Here is a 15,408-nt window from a genome sequence, read left to right as displayed (position 1 = left end):
ATTATTCTTTCCTCCCGATCAGGCGTGAGCGCCGGCAGGTGCCAGCACCGGAGCTTCATAGGCCTTCTGACCGGCGATGGTCTTCACCATGTTGTAGAACATGATCAGCATGCCGGTCAGGAACAAGACACCGCCGAGAACGCGGATAGCCCAGAACGGGTAGCTAGCCTTCACAGCTTCAACGAAGGAATAAGTCAGGGTGCCGTCCGGGTTGGTGGCACGCCACATCAGGCCCTGCATGACACCGGAAATCCACATGGAGGCGATGTAAAGCACGATGCCGATGGTCGCGATCCAGAAGTGGGCAGTGATCAGCTTGGTCGAGTACATCTCGGTCTTGCCGTACATGCGCGGAATCAGGTAGTACATGGCGCCGATGGAAACCATCGCAACCCAACCCAGTGCGCCGGAGTGCACGTGACCGACGGTCCAGTCGGTGTAGTGGGACAGCGCGTTGACCGTCTTGATCGACATCATCGGGCCTTCAAAGGTAGACATACCGTAGAAGGACAGCGAAGTGATCAGGAACTTCAGGATCGGGTCGGTACGCAGCTTATGCCAGGCGCCGGAGAGGGTCATGATGCCGTTGATCATGCCACCCCAAGACGGAGCCAGCAGAATCAGGGAGAAGACCATGCCGACGGACTGAGTCCAGTCGGGCAGCGCGGTGAAATGCAGGTGGTGCGGACCCGCCCACATGTAGGTGAAGATCAGCGCCCAGAAGTGCACCACCGACAGGCGGTAGGAATACACCGGACGACCGGCCTGCTTCGGCACGAAGTAGTACATCATGCCCAGGAAGCCGGCGGTGAGGAAGAAGCCCACCGCATTGTGACCATACCACCACTGGATCATCGCATCCTGAACACCGGCGTAGGCAGAGTAGGACTTGGTCAGGGTGACCGGGACTTCAGCGCTGTTGACCAGATGCAGCAAGGCAACGGTCAGGATGAAGGCGCCATAGAACCAGTTCGCCACGTAAATATGCGTGGTCTTTCGGGTGGCGATGGTGCCAAAGAACACGACGGCGTAGGAAACCCACACGACCGTGATCAGGATGTCGATCGGCCACTCCAGTTCGGCGTATTCCTTGCCGGAGGTGAACCCCAGCGGCAGCGAAATCGCAGCCAGCAGGATGACCAATTGCCAGCCCCAGAACGTAAAGGCTGCAAGGCCCGGGGCAAACAAGCGGGTGTGGCAAGTACGCTGCACACAGTAGTACGACGTTGCAAAGAGAGCACATCCACCAAACGCAAAGATCACCGCGTTGGTGTGGAGCGGGCGGAGCCGTCCAAAGTGCAGCCATTCGGCAACGTTCAATTCGGGCCACACGAGCTGTGCTGCGACGATAACGCCGACCAGCATGCCCACGATGCCCCATACCACCGTCATGATGGCGAACTGCCGCACGACTTTATAGTTGTAAGTCTGCGATTGCATGTGAGTCACCTCATCAAAAGAAAACAAAACCCCCCTGACTGCTCGACGGACGGACCGGCGGCAGGCTTCGCGGAAGGATACGCCGCGATAAGAGCGGCATTTTGACACAGATCAACTTTATTGCGCCGCAAGAAGACCTGGGCGGCGTGGCGAACCGGAGATTTCCAGGAATAAGGCCTTACTTGCGGATCGGCCTTATGAAGGGATAAGGAAAGCCTTTAAGACCTACTAGAGAATAGGGTCTTTTCTCGCAAATATTCCTGTCGGATTTACGACAATTGTAAGGTCTCACAACACCACACCTTCCAATAGCGACAAAAAAACCATTGATTCATATGGAAAAAGACTGCGACCCTGGGTGGCACAGGATGTGCATTTGCGTTCGCTGAACAGTCAAGCGACGTTGCGACAGTCCTTTCAAACCTCGATGGGATCCGATTGACACGGCGCGCTTCAAGTAAATAGCCGAGCCCTGGACAGCCCTGCTTGCGGAAATCCGAATCCCGCAGGAACACCACCCGCCAGGGCCCGAGCACATCAGGAGTTCCGAACCATGCAAGTCGGTGTTGCTTATTCCGAACCATCCCAGCAGGTCTGGCTGACCATAGAAGTACCGGACGGAGCATCCGCCCGCGAAGCCATCGAAGCCTCCGGGATACTCAGACAGTTCCCCCACATCGACCTCTCCAGCCAGAAAGTCGGTGTATTCGGGAAACTGGTCAAGCTGGAAGCCCCGCTGAAGGCGGGCGACCGCGTGGAGATCTACCGCGGGATCATCTGTGATCCCCAGACCGTACCACGTCGTCAGTTGGACGATGACGACGACGATTGAAGACGTTCGCCACCGCATGCCCTGACAGGGCGCTGGGGCCAGTGCTCCAGCCCCTCTTCCCGGTATCACCGACCATCGGGCGATCAAATGCCTCGGCACGCCCCTGCCCCACAGGATTTGTCACCTCGCGCGCGCTCCTTCCACGCGCCCATCCCGGCTTGCGGCCTGCAGACCGGGATTTCAAATGCGAGCCTTGTTCAGATTCCCTCAAGCCACAGCCAGAAATAGAAGGAGCACGCCCATGAACGCGAATCCAAGCTGGACCGAGCGCACCAAGGCACTCGAAGCGTCCGTCGTCGAAGTCTGCACCCTTGTCCCGGTTTCAGCCGGCCCCGGAATCCTGGCCAAGGAGCTGGCCCGCCACATTCCGGAACTCCATTTCCGCCGGACTCTCTGCCGCGGTGGCTGGTATCGCCTCGGCGGCGTCCTTGCGGCAAACGGATCGCGCATCTCCGACGACCTGGAAAGCTGGGCGGAGATGACGCTCGCGGCCTGCGACGGGGATTTCGAGGCCCTGCGCGACGAATACGCGGGCAAGGATCTGATCGCGACCCGCCGCGTGGGTCGTACCCATTACTTCGTCGCCTCCACCGGCGACAAGTCCACCGATTTCCTCCAACTGGAGATCGAGGACCTGCAAGAGACCCAGGCCCATACGCTGTTTGCCCAGACGCCCGCACCAGGCGCCATCGATGAACTCATCGACCCGGATCTCGGCCACCACAACGGACAGCCGGTCGGGCTTCCTTATTACACGTTCCGGCGCCTCACCCACATTGGTGACCTGCTGGCCCGCCTGCGCCAGCAAGCACCAGAAGCGCAACCCATCCACCGCTTCAGCGATGACTGGAGCGAGTCCAGCGCCGGGCATGCCACCGCCTTCAGCAACCAGTGGGTCATTGCAGTGCGTGAGCATCTCGACCGCTTCCAGCAGAACGTCATCCGCGCCCAACCGGTGCCGGCCATCGACGGCGAACCGCCGGTCTTCGGTGCACGGGAAGGCACCCGCGAACTGGCCCTTCACGACGCACTGGTGTCCTTCGACCGGGCAGCCGGCTATCCCTTTGCGTGGTACTTCCACATGCTGACGACCAAAGCCGTGCCCCACTGGGTGGCACGCGTGGTGATGGAAGACGCCAACGCGGGCTTCGCCTACCTCCCCCGCCGCGACGAAGACGTCGTACGCCGCTGGCTGCACTCACCCTACGCACTGTAATAGGGCAAGGGGCTGGATACGGGATGCTATTGACGGGAAGCGCACCAGCATGGGGCAAGAGCCCTGCGCAGGATCAGGCGGCACATCGGACTACGCACCGTACCAGCCCCTCCCGACGCCCCCAGGCCCTTGAATCACAAAAAGAAACAAAACCCGCACGAGATCGGACAGGGTGAGCACGACAAACAAGGCCCGCTACTTGCTTAACAGGCTCATCACCCACCATTAGTCCCAGCGCCAGGGGCTACAAGTCAAATCCGCCCCTCACCGGGCGCTGTTCAGAGTCGAGGTTTCGCGATGTCAGAGGTCACCAACGGCCGCTCCCGTTCGGACGGGGATGCAAGCGGCCTGCCGCCGACAGCCGTGCGTGTAGAAGCACTCCGGGCGGCCCTCGCCAAGGCCCTCGAAAATGCGTCGAGCAATGATGACTTGGTCGGCGAGATCGCTGCCGCCCAAGCGTTTCCAAGCCGTATCTGGCTGTTCCTGGAGGCGGTCGAGCAAGCCCCGATCGCCATCTCGATCACAGACCCCCAGGCTCGCATCCTGTATGCCAATCCCGCCTTCGAAGGCGTTACCGGCTATGCCCCCAGTGAGGTATTGGGCCTCAACGAATCGATCCTGTCCTACAAGACCACCCCACGCTCCGTTTACGAAACGCTGTGGAAGTCCCTGCACGACAAGAAGACCTGGAACGGAACCCTCGTCAATCGGCGCAAGGATGGTTCCCGTTACATCGCGGAACTGACCATCACCCCCATCCTGGACTCCAAGGGGGAAACCGCTTACTGCCTCGGCATGCACCGGGACGTCACCGCGCTGCATGCCCTCAAGCAGAAGGTCCAGAACCAGAAAGCGCTGATCGAATCCGTCATCGACGTGGCACCGATCGCCATCGCATTGCTCGATGACCAGCAGCGGGTCGTGCTGGACAACCACGAATACAAACAGCTGACCGATGATCTCGGCGTGACCGACCCCGCAAAGCAAGTCCTCGCGGAACTGCGCAATACGATCGGCCTGGCCTTCGAGCCGCCCAAGCTCGGCGGCCGCAACTTCGTTGACGAGGAAATCTGCGTACACCCGATCTCGGGCAAAGCCGCACGCTGGTTCTCCTGCTCTGGCTCCTGGTTCGAACAACAGGATGCCAAGGCCGACTCCTTCTTCGATCCCCAGGCGCGTGCCTACCTGATGCTCCTCATCAAGGACATCACCGCCGCCAAGCGCCAGCGCGAGATGGAACGCATCGGCGCGATCCGCGCCACGATGGCCGAGGCCGAACTGGTGCAGAGCCTGCGGGAGACCCTGTCCGGCGCCGTTTACCAGCTGCGTGGCCCGCTGAACATGATCCGCGCCGCCGCCAACATGCTTGACCGTCGCGGCACACAAATCGACACGGCGATGCTGAAGAGCGCCCTCAAGGAGGCGCTCACCGCCGGAGAGGCCGCGCTGGGCACCTTCGAAGCCTCGATGCCGGAAGCTCCGCAGGAAGCCACTGCGCCGGTCAATCTCAACGACATCCTGCGCGATGTACTGATGCTGCTGACCGAGCGCCTGCTCGCCGCCGGCATCACTGTCGCGTGGCAGCCCACCTCACGGCTCAGCCACTTCCATGGCCGCGCCAACATGCTGCGCAGCATGTTCAAGGAGATCGTCGAGAACGCCATCGAAGCGATGAACGAGCGCGGCCGCAATGTCCGCGAACTCAAGGTCCGCACCGAAGAAAGGGACGGCCGGATCGTCGCCGTCATTGAAGACACCGGCCCCGGCATCTCGCAAGAGCTGCGGCACAAGGTGTACGAACCCTTTTTCACAACCAAACGCCCCCTCTCCCATTCCGTCGGAATGGGCCTGGCCATCGCCCAGGACGTGGTCACACGCCACGAAGGCACCATTGACATCGACCCGGACTACACCGGCGGATGCCGTTTCATCATCGGTTTCCCTCCATCGGGAAGCTGAGCCAATGCACGCCATTGAATGGACCCGACGCCCGTGAGCGAAAATCTGATCCAGGCCCCTGGCGCCCTCCTTGAGGCAGAGCTGGATACGCTGTTCAGCGTCAGCCAGATCCTGTCCCGCTCCCTCGACTTGCAGGACACCCTCAAGGAAGTGCTCCAGGTCATCGGCGAAGGCTGCGGCCTGCGCCTGGGCCTCGTCGCCCTCCTCAGCGACGAAACCGGTAACGAACTCTTCATCAGCGCAGCCCACGGCCTCGACGTGGAAGCCGCCGGCCACATCCGCTATTCCCGCGGTGAAGGCATCCTCGGCTTGGTGCTGGAACGCGGTCGCAGCGTGATCCTCGACGAAGTCGCCCGCGAACGGCGCTTCCTCGACCGCCTCGGCGCCTACGCGCCCGACAAGCCCTTCATCGCGGTACCAATCCGCATCGGCTCCGAACTGGTCGGCGTGCTGGCCAGCCAACCCGAGACCTCGGACGACGGCCTCCTCGACGAGCGCGCCCACTTCCAGGAGATGGTCGCCAACCTGATCGCCCAGAGTGTGCGACTGGCCCGCCAGGTCGCCAAAGAGAAGCGCGACCTGGTGGACGAGCGTGACGACCTGCGTCGGGCGGTACGCGGCCAGTACGGTTTCTCGTCCATCGTCGGGCGCTCCGAGCCAATGAAGCGGGTCTTCGACCAGCTCCGGCAGGTCGCCAAGTGGAACACCACGGTACTGATCCGCGGCGAGACCGGCACCGGTAAAGAGCTGATCGCCAGCGCCATCCACTACAACTCGCCACGCTCGGCAAGCCCTTTCGTCAAGCTCAACTGTGCGGCGCTGCCCGAAAACCTGCTTGAGTCCGAGCTCTTCGGTCACGAGAAAGGCGCCTTTACAGGTGCAGTTTCCCAGCGCAAGGGGCGTTTCGAGCAGGCCGACGGCGGCACCCTCTTCCTCGACGAAATCGGCGAAGTCTCGGCCGCCTTTCAGGCCAAGCTGTTGCGCATCCTGCAGGAAGGCGAACTCGAACGGGTCGGCGGCAGCCGCACGCTTAAAGTAGACGTCCGCGTCATCGCCGCTACTCACCGCGACCTGGAAATGGCCGTCGAGGAAGGCAAGTTCCGCGAAGACTTGTACTACCGCCTCAACGTGATGCCGATCTACGTGCCGCCCCTGCGCGACCGCATCGAGGACATCCCGGAGATCGCCAACTTCCTGGTCACCAAGATCGCCAAGCTGCAAGGCCGCGAACTGGGAATCACCGACAGCGCGCTACGCCTGCTGACCCAGCACATGTGGCCGGGCAACGTACGCGAACTGGAAAACTGTCTGGAGCGCGCCGCAGTCATGTGCGAAGGCTCTCACATCGACCGCGACCTCGTTCTGTTGTCCGGTATCGAGGAACGCCTGCAGCCGCCCCGTCCGCGCGCAGCCAGCGCCGCCGCCCCCGTCAGCAACGTGGATCTGGGCGACGAGAACATGGACGAGCGGGAGCGTGTCATCGCCGCGCTGGAGCAGGCCGGCTGGGTGCAGGCCAAGGCCGCGCGCCTGCTCGGCATGACCCCGCGGCAGATCGCCTACCGCATCCAGACCCTCAACATCACGGTCAGGCAGATCTGACCGCCACACCGCTCAGTTGACGACCCGGGTCGACGGCGCCAACGGCTCGGGCCCGGGCTGACTGAGCACGGTCAACGCTTCCCAGTTGCTCACCAGCTGGGCGGCGCATCCCCTGAGGATGCCATCCAGACGTTCATCCGCGCTGACCACCCGCAGATGCGTAACGATCGACTGGGCCACCGCCGCGCTGCGACGGGCGGGGAAACTGCTCATCAAGGTAAGCAAGGCCACCAGCGCCAGATCGGGAGACGTCTCGTAACCGGGCAGGCCATCCTCCTCCTCGCCGCCTCGGCAGTAGCACGGGATACTCATATCCGCACCGCGTAGTATTCGACCACGTGCTGGACCGCCACCGGGAAAGGCTCCTCGCTGGCCTCCGGCAGACGGGTCACGATGGCCTGAAAAGCCTTGCCGTCGCTGCTCAGCCACTCCGGGTGGGTCAGGGCCGGCTGCTCGACGCACTCCAGCACCATCGGCATGCGCCGCGCCTTGTCGGTGAGGACAATGACGTCACCCGGCTTGATCCGGATAGACGGGATATTCACCGGCTGGCCGTTGAGCAGCACATGCTTGTGGCGCACCAGCTGGCGGGCCGCCACCAGCGTCGGCGCAAAGCCGGCGCGGAACACGAAGTTGTCCAGACGGCGCTCCAGCAGTTCGAGCAGCTTGGTGCCGGTGGGCGCCTTGGCGCGCTTGGCCTCACGGAAGAGCCGCTGCAGCTGGGCTTCGGTCAACCCGTAGTTCATTCGCAGCTTCTGCTTCTCGATCAGCTTGAGACCGTAATCCGACTTGCGCCGCGGACGCGCACCGTGCTGCCCGGGCGGATAGTCCCGCTCGTCGACAGACTTTCGGGACAGGCCTGGCAACTCGCACCCGAGGGCGCGCATGACCTTCAAACGGGGACCGGTATAACGAGACATCGACAGAGATTCCTTGGAAGAAAACGAGGGCGGCACAGTGCCGAAGATCACACCGGCCCTACCGCCAAGACCCCCGACAGCAGCAGTGCCAGCAAGCAGACGTTGAACAGCATCGATCGCATTTCCTGACTCCTGTAACGGGGAACCGGAATCCATCTTAGATGGGGAGTGAATAAATGTAAACGATAATGATTTGCATTTATTCATCAAGACGGGTAGATTTCCCACTCCGGCAGCCTGCCTGCCCCCTCGCCCCCACCCGCGTCAAGCCAGCCAGCCCGGGCCTTCCGCACGCCAGCTAGCCAGATGTTCTCGATATCTGGAGATCCGCCGTGCCCGGTACCCGCCCCTCTTCCCGCTTCAGGAAGTCCCCCCTCGCCCTCCTCGTCGGTGCAGCGCTTGCCGGAAACGCCTGCCTTGCCGCCGCTGGCGACGACAGCGCCACCCTCGGCGCCGTGATCGTCTCGGCCACCCGCACCGAAACCACCGCCGACAGCGTCCCCACCACCGTCACCGCGATCGGAGCGGAGAACATCGCCCGGCGCCTGCCCCACGACGAGGCCGCACTGTTCGAGGACGAACCCGACGTCGTCGTCGCCCGCGATCTGCGTCGCTTCGGCGCGAGCTCGGTCAACATCCGCGGCATCGAGGGCAACCGGGTCCTGCAACAGGTGGATGGCGTACGCCTGCCCGACTACTACAACGGCGGCGGCCCCTCCAACGCCACCACCTCCAGCTCCGACAGCCCCGAGTTCGATTTCCTCAAGCGCGTGGAAGTCCTGCGCGGCCCCGCCTCCAGCCTCTATGGCTCCGATGCCCTCGGCGGCGTGGTCAGCTACCTGACCCTCGACCCCCGCGACATCCTCGGCGACCGCGACGTCGCCGTCCGCTACAAGGCCACCTGGCGCGGCGCCGACAACAGCCTGCAGAACACCGCCTACTTCGCCGGCGGCAACGACACCGTCGAGGCCCTGCTGGCCCTCACCCGGCGCACCGGCAGCGAACTGGACAACCGAGGCGAGACCGGCGGCAGCAGCGCCGGCCGCGAGCAGCCCAATCCCCAGGACAACCGCTCCCGCGGGACCCTCGCCCGGCTCGTCGTCAAGCCGGCCACCGGCCACCGCTTGCGCTTCACCTACGAGGACCGCCACCAGCACAGCGACAGCGAACTGCTGCGCCTGTCCACCTCCCTGCCCCGCGTCAGCGCCGCTGATGGCAGCGAGGATGCGCGCCGGGAGCGCTTCTCCGTCGACTGGGAATGGAAACCCACGGCCGGCCTGGTGGACCGCCTGCTCCTCTCGGCCTATCACCAGAGCGCCGCCAACCAGACCTACACGCTGCAGAAACGCAGCGCCACCACCAGCGGCTGCTCCGGCACGAGCAGCGGCAGCAACACCTGCCTGGTGGACATGAATTTCGACTTCCGCCAGCAAACGACCGGCGTGGGCCTGCAACTGGAAAAGGGCCTGAATACCGGCGCCCTCGATCACTTCATCGTCGTCGGTGCCGACTGGCGCCGCCACGAACTGGCCGAGATCCGCGACTACACGATCACCAACCAGACCACCGGCAGCGTCGGCAAGACGCTGGCCGGCGACACCTATCCCCTGCGCGATTTCGCCCCCGGCGAATCCGACAGTCTGGGCCTGTTCGCACAGGACGAGATCGGCATCGGCCGCCTGAGCCTGACCCCCGGCCTGCGCCTCGACAGCGTCAAGCTCCGCCCCGACGCCATCAGCAAGACCATCGGCACGCAGACCTTCTCGGCCAGCAGCCAGGATCACTCCGCCGCCTCCCCCAAACTGGCCGCCGTATGGCGCCACAGCCCGGCGACGTCGTTCTACGGGCAAGTGGTGCGTGGCTTCCGGGCGCCCAACTACGAAGAAGTGAATGGCCTGTTCTACAACGCCGCCCAGAACTACGCGAGCCTGCCCAACCCGAACCTGAAGCCCGAAACCAGCACCGGCATGGAAGTAGGCACCCGCTTCAAACTGGCGGGCGGCAACTTGCAACTGGCCCTGTACAACAACAAGTACAGCAATTTCATCAGCAACGAACTGGTGTGTTCCACCCCGAGCGGGGCCAGCGCACCGGCCTGCCTGGGCAACGCGGTGCGCTCCGTATATCAGTCGATCAACTTGGCCAGCGTCCGCATCCGCGGCGCGGAGCTGCGCGGCCAGTGGGCACTGCCCCATGGCTTCCGCAGCGCCGGCGCCATCGCCTGGGCCGACGGGGACGTGACCTCGGCCGGCCAGCCGCTCAACACCGTCGACCCTGCACGTCTTTACCTCAACCTCGGCTGGGACGGCCACGCCGCCAGCCGCCCCCTGGCCGTGGATGCGCGTCTGCGCGCCGCCCGCAAGAAGGATCAGGTGGACCGCAGCGCGGTCGATTACTTCCGAACACCCGGCTACGCGGTGCTCGACCTCTCCGCCAGCCTGCAGCTCCATCGCAACGCCAGGCTCAATCTTGCCCTCAACAACCTCTTCGACAAGAAATACTGGCTGTGGAGCGACATCCGCCAGGTCGGCCTGAGCAGTACCGATGCCGGCCCGGCCTTCTTCACCCAGCCCGGCCGCAACCTGAGCGCCTCTCTTCAGTTGGATTTCTGAGCATGCGTGCCGCCCACCGGCTGTTCTTGCGGCTCGGCCGCCTGCTCGCGCCCGTGCTCTGCCTGATCCTGCTCAGCGGCAGTGGTGAAGTACTCGCCGGCCGGATCCTCGTCATCAGCACCTCACCGGTCCAGCCGGGCAAGTTCCTCAAGCTGGCCGAAACGGCTAAAGCACACGGTCTGCAACTGGAGGCCCGCTTCGCCGAGAAGCTGCCCGCCGACAGCGGGCCGACGTTGTTCGGGGGTTACGACCTGGTGCTCTTCGACACACCCCGGGAGCATCTGCAGGCCTTCGTCGAGACCCGCCTGGCCAACGCCCTGCCGGGCCTCAAGCAGCCCTTCCTGTGGCTGCACGAAGGCAATCCCCGCTGGCAGGGCCTGCCGGACGGGTTGGCCCGGCGCCTGCACACCTATTATGTAAACGGCGGGGCCCTCAACTTCGACGCCTTCCTGGCGACCCTCGCCGCGCACCTGGATGGCAAGCCGACGGGCGGTATCCGCGAGCCCATCGTCTTCCCCAAGAGCGGCGTCTATCACCCGGACCATCCCGGCCTGGTCTTCGCCGAGCCCGCCGCCTACCTGCGCTGGAAGACCGGCAGCCCCACGCCCGTTGCACCGATCATCGCCATCGCGCTGCACCAGCAGTACATCGCCGCCGAGCAGACCGCCTTCATCGACGACCTCATCCGCCGCATCGAACGGAGCGGCGCCGTACCCCTGCCCTTCTACAGCCCGGTCATGGACCCGGACGCCGTGCGGCGCATGCTGCGCGTCGACGGGCGCACCCTTGCCAATGCACTGATCAACACCCAGATCATGCTCAACCCGGACGGGCGACGCACCGAATTCGCCGACCTGGGCATCCCCGTCGTACAGGCCATGCCCTACCGCAAGGGCGACGAAGCTGCGTGGGCCGCCGACCCGCAAGGCGTGGCACTGATGGACGTGCCCTTCTACCTGGCCCAGGCCGAATACGCCGGCGTCACCGACATCCAGATCGCCGCCGCCACCCGCAAGTCCGACGACCAGATCGCCCCCATCGCCGGTCAGGCCGCCGCCGTCGTCGCCAAGGCCGTGCGGCTGGCCCGCCTGCAGCGCACCGCCAATGCCGACAAGCGCGTCACGATCTTCTTCTGGAACTACCCGCCGGGCGAAAAGAACCTCTCCGCCTCGTTCATGAACCTGCCGCGCAGCCTGGTCGGTACGCTGGCCGCCCTGCGGACCCGGGGCTACGACACCGAGACGCCGGGCGAAACCGAGCTCACCCTGTCATTGCAACGACTGCTCGCCCCCTACTATCAGCCCGCCGGCGACCAGCGGGAACTGGAATCCCTGCTGCGCGACGGCCTCGCCGAACGCCTGCCGCTGACGACCTACCGGCACTGGCTGGCCAGCCTGCCCGACTCCGTGCAGCAACAGATAAAGGCGCGCTGGGGCGAGCCCGAACACTCGTCGATGGTCGTCCACCAGGACGGCCAGGCCTGGTTCGTCATTCCCCGCCTGAAGCTCGGCCACGTCAGCCTGTTGCCCCAGCCGCCCCGCGGCGAACGCGGAGAGGACAAGGAAAAAGCGCTTTACCATTCGTCCAGCGCCGCCCCGTCCCACTTCTACATGGCCGCCTACCTGTGGGCGCGGGAGCAGGCCAAGAGCGACGCCTTCATCCACTACGGCACCCATGGCAGCCAGGAGTGGCTGCCCGGCAAGGAGCGCGGGCTGGCCGTCAGCGATTTTCCGATGCTCGCCGTCGGCGACGTGCCGGTGTTCTATCCCTACATCGTGGACAACATCGGCGAAGCCACCCAGGCCAAGCGGCGGGGCCGCGCCACCATCATCAGCCACCAGACGCCGCCCTTCGCCCCCGCCGGCCTGCACGCCGCACTGACCCGCATCCACGACCTGCTCCACAGCTGGCTGGCCCAGGACGACGGCGCAGTGAAGGACAAGTTGCGCGCCGAGTTCCTGGCTGGAGTGCGCAAGGAGCACATCGAGCGCGACCTGGGCTGGTCTGAGGCCCGCATCGAGGCGCAATTTCCGGTCTTCCTCGGCGAGGTGCACGACCATCTCCATGAACTGGCCCGCACGGCCCAACCCCTCGGCCTGCACACCTTCGGCCAGGGCGCCGGCGAAGACGCACGGCTGGCCACAGTACTGATGATGGTTGGCAAAGACTTCTGGGAAGGCGTCGCCGGCCCCGGCGAAGAGGCTGACGAAATGCTGGTCGGCGACTACACGCGCCTCAGGGAATCGACGCCCTACCGGCGGCTGAAGGCCATCGTCACCGGCCAGGCCGACCTCGCGACCCTCCCCGCCAAGGCCCGCGCCGCCGCCGAACGGGCCAGCCAATGGTATGCCGCGCTGGACGCGGCCCCCGAGATGGCAGCCCTGCTCGAGGGCCTGGAAGGCCGCTACATCCCGACCAGCTATGGCGGCGACCCGATCAAGAACCCCGACGCCCTGCCCACCGGACGCAACCTGTACGGCTTCGACCCCTCCCGGGTACCGACGCAAGCCGCCTGGGAGGCTGGCCGCGACGCCTTCGAACAACTCCTCGCCACCCACAAGGCCAAAAGCGGCAAGCTCCCGCAGAAGCTCACCTTCACCCTGTGGTCGGTGGAAACCATGCGCCACTTCGGCCTGCTCGAAGCCCAGGCCCTGTGGGCCATGGGCGTGGAGCCGGTCTGGGACGCCGGCGGACGGGTCGAGGACGTCAGGCTCATTCCGCGACAAATCCTCGGCCGCCCACGGGTAGACGTGGTGCTATCCGCCACTGGGCTGTATCGCGATCATTTTCCCAACGTGATGCGCCTGCTCGCCAAAGCCGCCAGACTCGCCGCCGAAGCGGATGAGGCCGACAACCCGGTGGCCGCCAACACCCGCCGCATCCAGGCCGAGCTGCGCGCCCACGGCTGGGGTGAAGCCCAGGCCCTCAACGCCGCGCAGACACGTATCTTCTCCTCCGAGTCCGGCCGCTACGGCACCGGCCTGGACGACGCTGCGCTGGCCACCGACACCTGGAAGGGCAAGGTCGAAGGCGACCGCAAGCTGGCCCGCCTGTACCTGTCGCGCATGCAGTTCGCCTACGGCCCGGACGAAGCGAGCTGGGGCCAGCCCGGCGCCGGCGGCGAGAACCTCTACGCCGCCCACTTGAAGGGCACCGAGGGCGCGGTACTGTCGCGCAGCTCCAATCTGTACGGCATGCTCACCACCGACGATCCCTTCCAGTACCTGGGTGGCATCGCCCTCGCCGTCCGCCACTTGGATGGCAAGGCACCTGAGCTCTACATCTCAAACCTGCGCGGCCAGGGCGGTGGCAAGGTGGAAGGCGCCGCCGGCTTCCTGGCCAAGGAGCTGGCCACCCGCAACTTCCACCCCGGCTACATCCAGGGCCTGATGAAGGAAGGCTACGCCGGCACCCTGCAGGTACTCGACGGCATCAACAACTTCTCGGGCTGGCAGGCCGTGGCGCGGGAGATCGTACGCGACGACCAGTGGCAGGAGTTCGTGGATGTCTATGTACGCGACAAGCACCGCCTCGGCCTGCGCGACTGGTTCGAACGCCACAACCCTCACGCCCTCGCCCAGAGCATAGAGCGCATGCTGGAAGCCGCCCGCCAGGGCTACTGGCAGGCCGACAAGGCCACCATCAACGAGCTCAAGGCGCGCTACCGGGAGCTGGCCGAACGGTATCAAGTCCGCAGCGACAACGCCGCCCTGCGCGGCTTCGTCGGATTCGGCATGGCCCAGGCCCGCCCCGCGGCCACGCCAACGTCCGGCGCCACGCGCGCAGCGCCGGACGCTGCTGCGCCGAACGTACCGCCGGCACCGGCCGCACCGCCCCCCGTCCAGGGCCTGCGTCTCGACAAGGTCGCCCCGCCGGCGCCGCCAGCGCCCAGCCGGGCCGCCGCGGGCCTGCTCCTCGTCGCGCTGGCCACGCTGGGCGGTGCCCTGCGGGGCCGCCTCGCGCCCTCTTCCTGACCTCCGACACACCGATACCACCGACCATGAATCATCAACTCGAAAACACCATGTACGACGTGGCCCAGCTCTTCCTGCTGCCCACGCTGGTCCTCATCGCCCTGCTCTTCCTGTTCGCCTTCTGGTCCCTCGGGGAATTCGCCCGGCTGGCCTGGCAACGAAGGGGCGACGGCGGCCGCCCGTTGCTCAATGCCTTCCGCAGCAACCCGTCTCTTACCGAGGACGAACTCGACCTGCTTGCCCACACCCTGCTCGAAGCACCGCGGATCGCCAGCCGCGTCACACCCATGCTGGGGCTGGTCGCCACCATGACTCCCATGGGGCCGGCCCTCAAATCCCTGTCCGACGGTGATCTGGCCCAGGTCTCCCACAACCTGACGGTGGCCTTCTCGGCGGTCATCCTGGCCCTCATCGCCGCCTCCATCACCTTCTGGGTCACCAACGTACGCCGCCGCTGGCTGGCCGAGGAGATCGTCCACATCGCGCGCCTGCGGCAGGAGGCCTGACCATGGGCCTCAAGCTCCTGCACGAACCCGAAACCGAAGATCCCATCCTGTCGGTGGTCAACCTCATCGATATCTTCCTGGTGGTCATCGCCGCGCTGCTCATCACCATCGCCAAGAACCCGCTGATGAATCCCTTCAGCCGGCAGGACGTGACGGTGATCAGCGATCCCGGCAAGCCGACCATGGAAGTCACCATCAAAAAGGGCGAGAAGGTCGAGCGCTACAAGGCCAGCGGCGCCATCGGCAGCGGCGAAGGCGAAAAGGCCGGGGTCGCCTACCGCATGAAGGACGGCTCCATCGTCTACGTTCCGGAAGGTGGCGACGCCCCGGCGCAACGCTGAGCAATGATT

General features: G+C 65.0%; 11 protein-coding genes. 8 read left to right on the top strand and 3 right to left on the bottom strand.

Going from position 1 to position 15,408, the window contains the following annotated elements; translation table 11 throughout:
- Nucleotides 1-18: 18 nt before the first annotated feature.
- Entirely contained in the window at nt 19-1,440 is a 1,422-nt protein-coding gene (gene ccoN / locus AC1PQG_RS06520; protein ID WP_481115139.1) for a cytochrome-c oxidase, cbb3-type subunit I, read from the bottom strand.
- 553 nt (nt 1,441-1,993) lie between these two features.
- Between ccoN and AC1PQG_RS06515 the strand changes: the two genes are divergently transcribed.
- From AC1PQG_RS06515 to nifA, 4 genes are all read left to right on the top strand, one after another.
- Nucleotides 1,994-2,272 carry an RnfH family protein gene (locus AC1PQG_RS06515; RefSeq protein WP_481115140.1) on the top strand — a complete coding sequence of 93 codons (279 nt, stop codon included), beginning with the start codon at nt 1,994-1,996 and terminating at the stop codon, nt 2,270-2,272.
- Between the two features lie 241 nt (nt 2,273-2,513).
- Nucleotides 2,514-3,488, top strand: a complete 975-nt coding sequence (locus tag AC1PQG_RS06510) for a hypothetical protein (protein WP_481121801.1) — start codon at nt 2,514-2,516, stop codon at nt 3,486-3,488.
- A 297-nt stretch (nt 3,489-3,785) separates the two neighbouring features.
- Nucleotides 3,786-5,447, top strand: coding sequence for a nitrogen fixation negative regulator NifL (gene nifL / locus AC1PQG_RS06505; protein ID WP_481121800.1), 1,662 nt, complete (start codon nt 3,786-3,788; stop codon nt 5,445-5,447).
- Nucleotides 5,448-5,480: 33 nt separating this feature from the next.
- The gene (gene nifA, locus AC1PQG_RS06500) at nt 5,481-7,046 is read left to right on the top strand and encodes a nif-specific transcriptional activator NifA (RefSeq protein ID WP_481115143.1); all 1,566 of its coding nucleotides are present in this window, start codon (nt 5,481-5,483) and stop codon (nt 7,044-7,046) included.
- Nucleotides 7,047-7,058: 12 nt separating this feature from the next.
- Here the strand turns inward: nifA and AC1PQG_RS06495 are convergent, their stop codons facing one another.
- Together AC1PQG_RS06495 and rpsD are read right to left on the bottom strand one after the other, a co-directional pair.
- The gene (locus AC1PQG_RS06495) at nt 7,059-7,358 is read right to left on the bottom strand and encodes a hypothetical protein (protein ID WP_079433085.1); all 300 of its coding nucleotides are present in this window, start codon (nt 7,356-7,358) and stop codon (nt 7,059-7,061) included.
- Nucleotides 7,355-7,966 (bottom strand): 30S ribosomal protein S4, encoded by a 612-nt coding sequence (rpsD, locus tag AC1PQG_RS06490; RefSeq protein ID WP_481121799.1) that lies wholly within the window; start codon nt 7,964-7,966, stop codon nt 7,355-7,357. Before rpsD ends, AC1PQG_RS06495 begins: the two co-directional genes overlap by 4 nt.
- Before the next feature lie 332 nt (nt 7,967-8,298).
- Here rpsD and AC1PQG_RS06485 point away from each other — a divergent pair, with 332 nt between their 5' ends.
- From AC1PQG_RS06485 to AC1PQG_RS06470, 4 genes are read left to right on the top strand one after another with little or no spacing between them, the layout of a single operon-like run.
- Nucleotides 8,299-10,578 (top strand): TonB-dependent hemoglobin/transferrin/lactoferrin family receptor, encoded by a 2,280-nt coding sequence (locus tag AC1PQG_RS06485; protein ID WP_481121798.1) that lies wholly within the window; start codon nt 8,299-8,301, stop codon nt 10,576-10,578.
- 2 nt (nt 10,579-10,580) lie between these two features.
- On the top strand, nt 10,581-14,552 hold the full coding sequence (cobN, locus tag AC1PQG_RS06480) for a cobaltochelatase subunit CobN (RefSeq protein ID WP_481121797.1): 3,972 nt from the start codon (nt 10,581-10,583) through the stop codon (nt 14,550-14,552).
- A gap of 26 nt (nt 14,553-14,578) precedes the next feature.
- The gene (locus AC1PQG_RS06475; protein ID WP_481121796.1) at nt 14,579-15,058 is read left to right on the top strand and encodes a MotA/TolQ/ExbB proton channel family protein; all 480 of its coding nucleotides are present in this window, start codon (nt 14,579-14,581) and stop codon (nt 15,056-15,058) included.
- 2 nt (nt 15,059-15,060) lie between these two features.
- Entirely contained in the window at nt 15,061-15,399 is a 339-nt protein-coding gene (locus AC1PQG_RS06470; protein WP_481121795.1) for a DUF2149 domain-containing protein, read from the top strand.
- The last annotated feature ends 9 nt before the right edge of the window (nt 15,400-15,408 follow it).

Source organism: Zoogloea sp. GDB6 (assembly GCF_056724105.1).
The sequence above is the reverse complement of the archived record's forward strand: the minus strand, read 5'-3'. Positions and strand labels throughout refer to the sequence as shown.

Excerpts from the sequence above, each read along its gene's own strand:
- ccoN (WP_481115139.1), bottom strand. The coding sequence starts at position 1,440 with ATGCAATCGCAGACTTACAACTATAAAGTCGTGCGGCAGTTCGCCATC.
- AC1PQG_RS06515 (WP_481115140.1), top strand. The coding sequence starts at position 1,994 with ATGCAAGTCGGTGTTGCTTATTCCGAACCATCCCAGCAGGTCTGGCTG.
- AC1PQG_RS06510 (WP_481121801.1), top strand. The coding sequence starts at position 2,514 with ATGAACGCGAATCCAAGCTGGACCGAGCGCACCAAGGCACTCGAAGCG.
- nifL (WP_481121800.1), top strand. The coding sequence starts at position 3,786 with ATGTCAGAGGTCACCAACGGCCGCTCCCGTTCGGACGGGGATGCAAGC.
- AC1PQG_RS06495 (WP_079433085.1), bottom strand. The coding sequence starts at position 7,358 with ATGAGTATCCCGTGCTACTGCCGAGGCGGCGAGGAGGAGGATGGCCTG.
- rpsD (WP_481121799.1), bottom strand. The coding sequence starts at position 7,966 with ATGTCTCGTTATACCGGTCCCCGTTTGAAGGTCATGCGCGCCCTCGGG.
- cobN (WP_481121797.1), top strand. The coding sequence starts at position 10,581 with ATGCGTGCCGCCCACCGGCTGTTCTTGCGGCTCGGCCGCCTGCTCGCG.
- AC1PQG_RS06475 (WP_481121796.1), top strand. The coding sequence starts at position 14,579 with ATGAATCATCAACTCGAAAACACCATGTACGACGTGGCCCAGCTCTTC.
- AC1PQG_RS06470 (WP_481121795.1), top strand. The coding sequence starts at position 15,061 with ATGGGCCTCAAGCTCCTGCACGAACCCGAAACCGAAGATCCCATCCTG.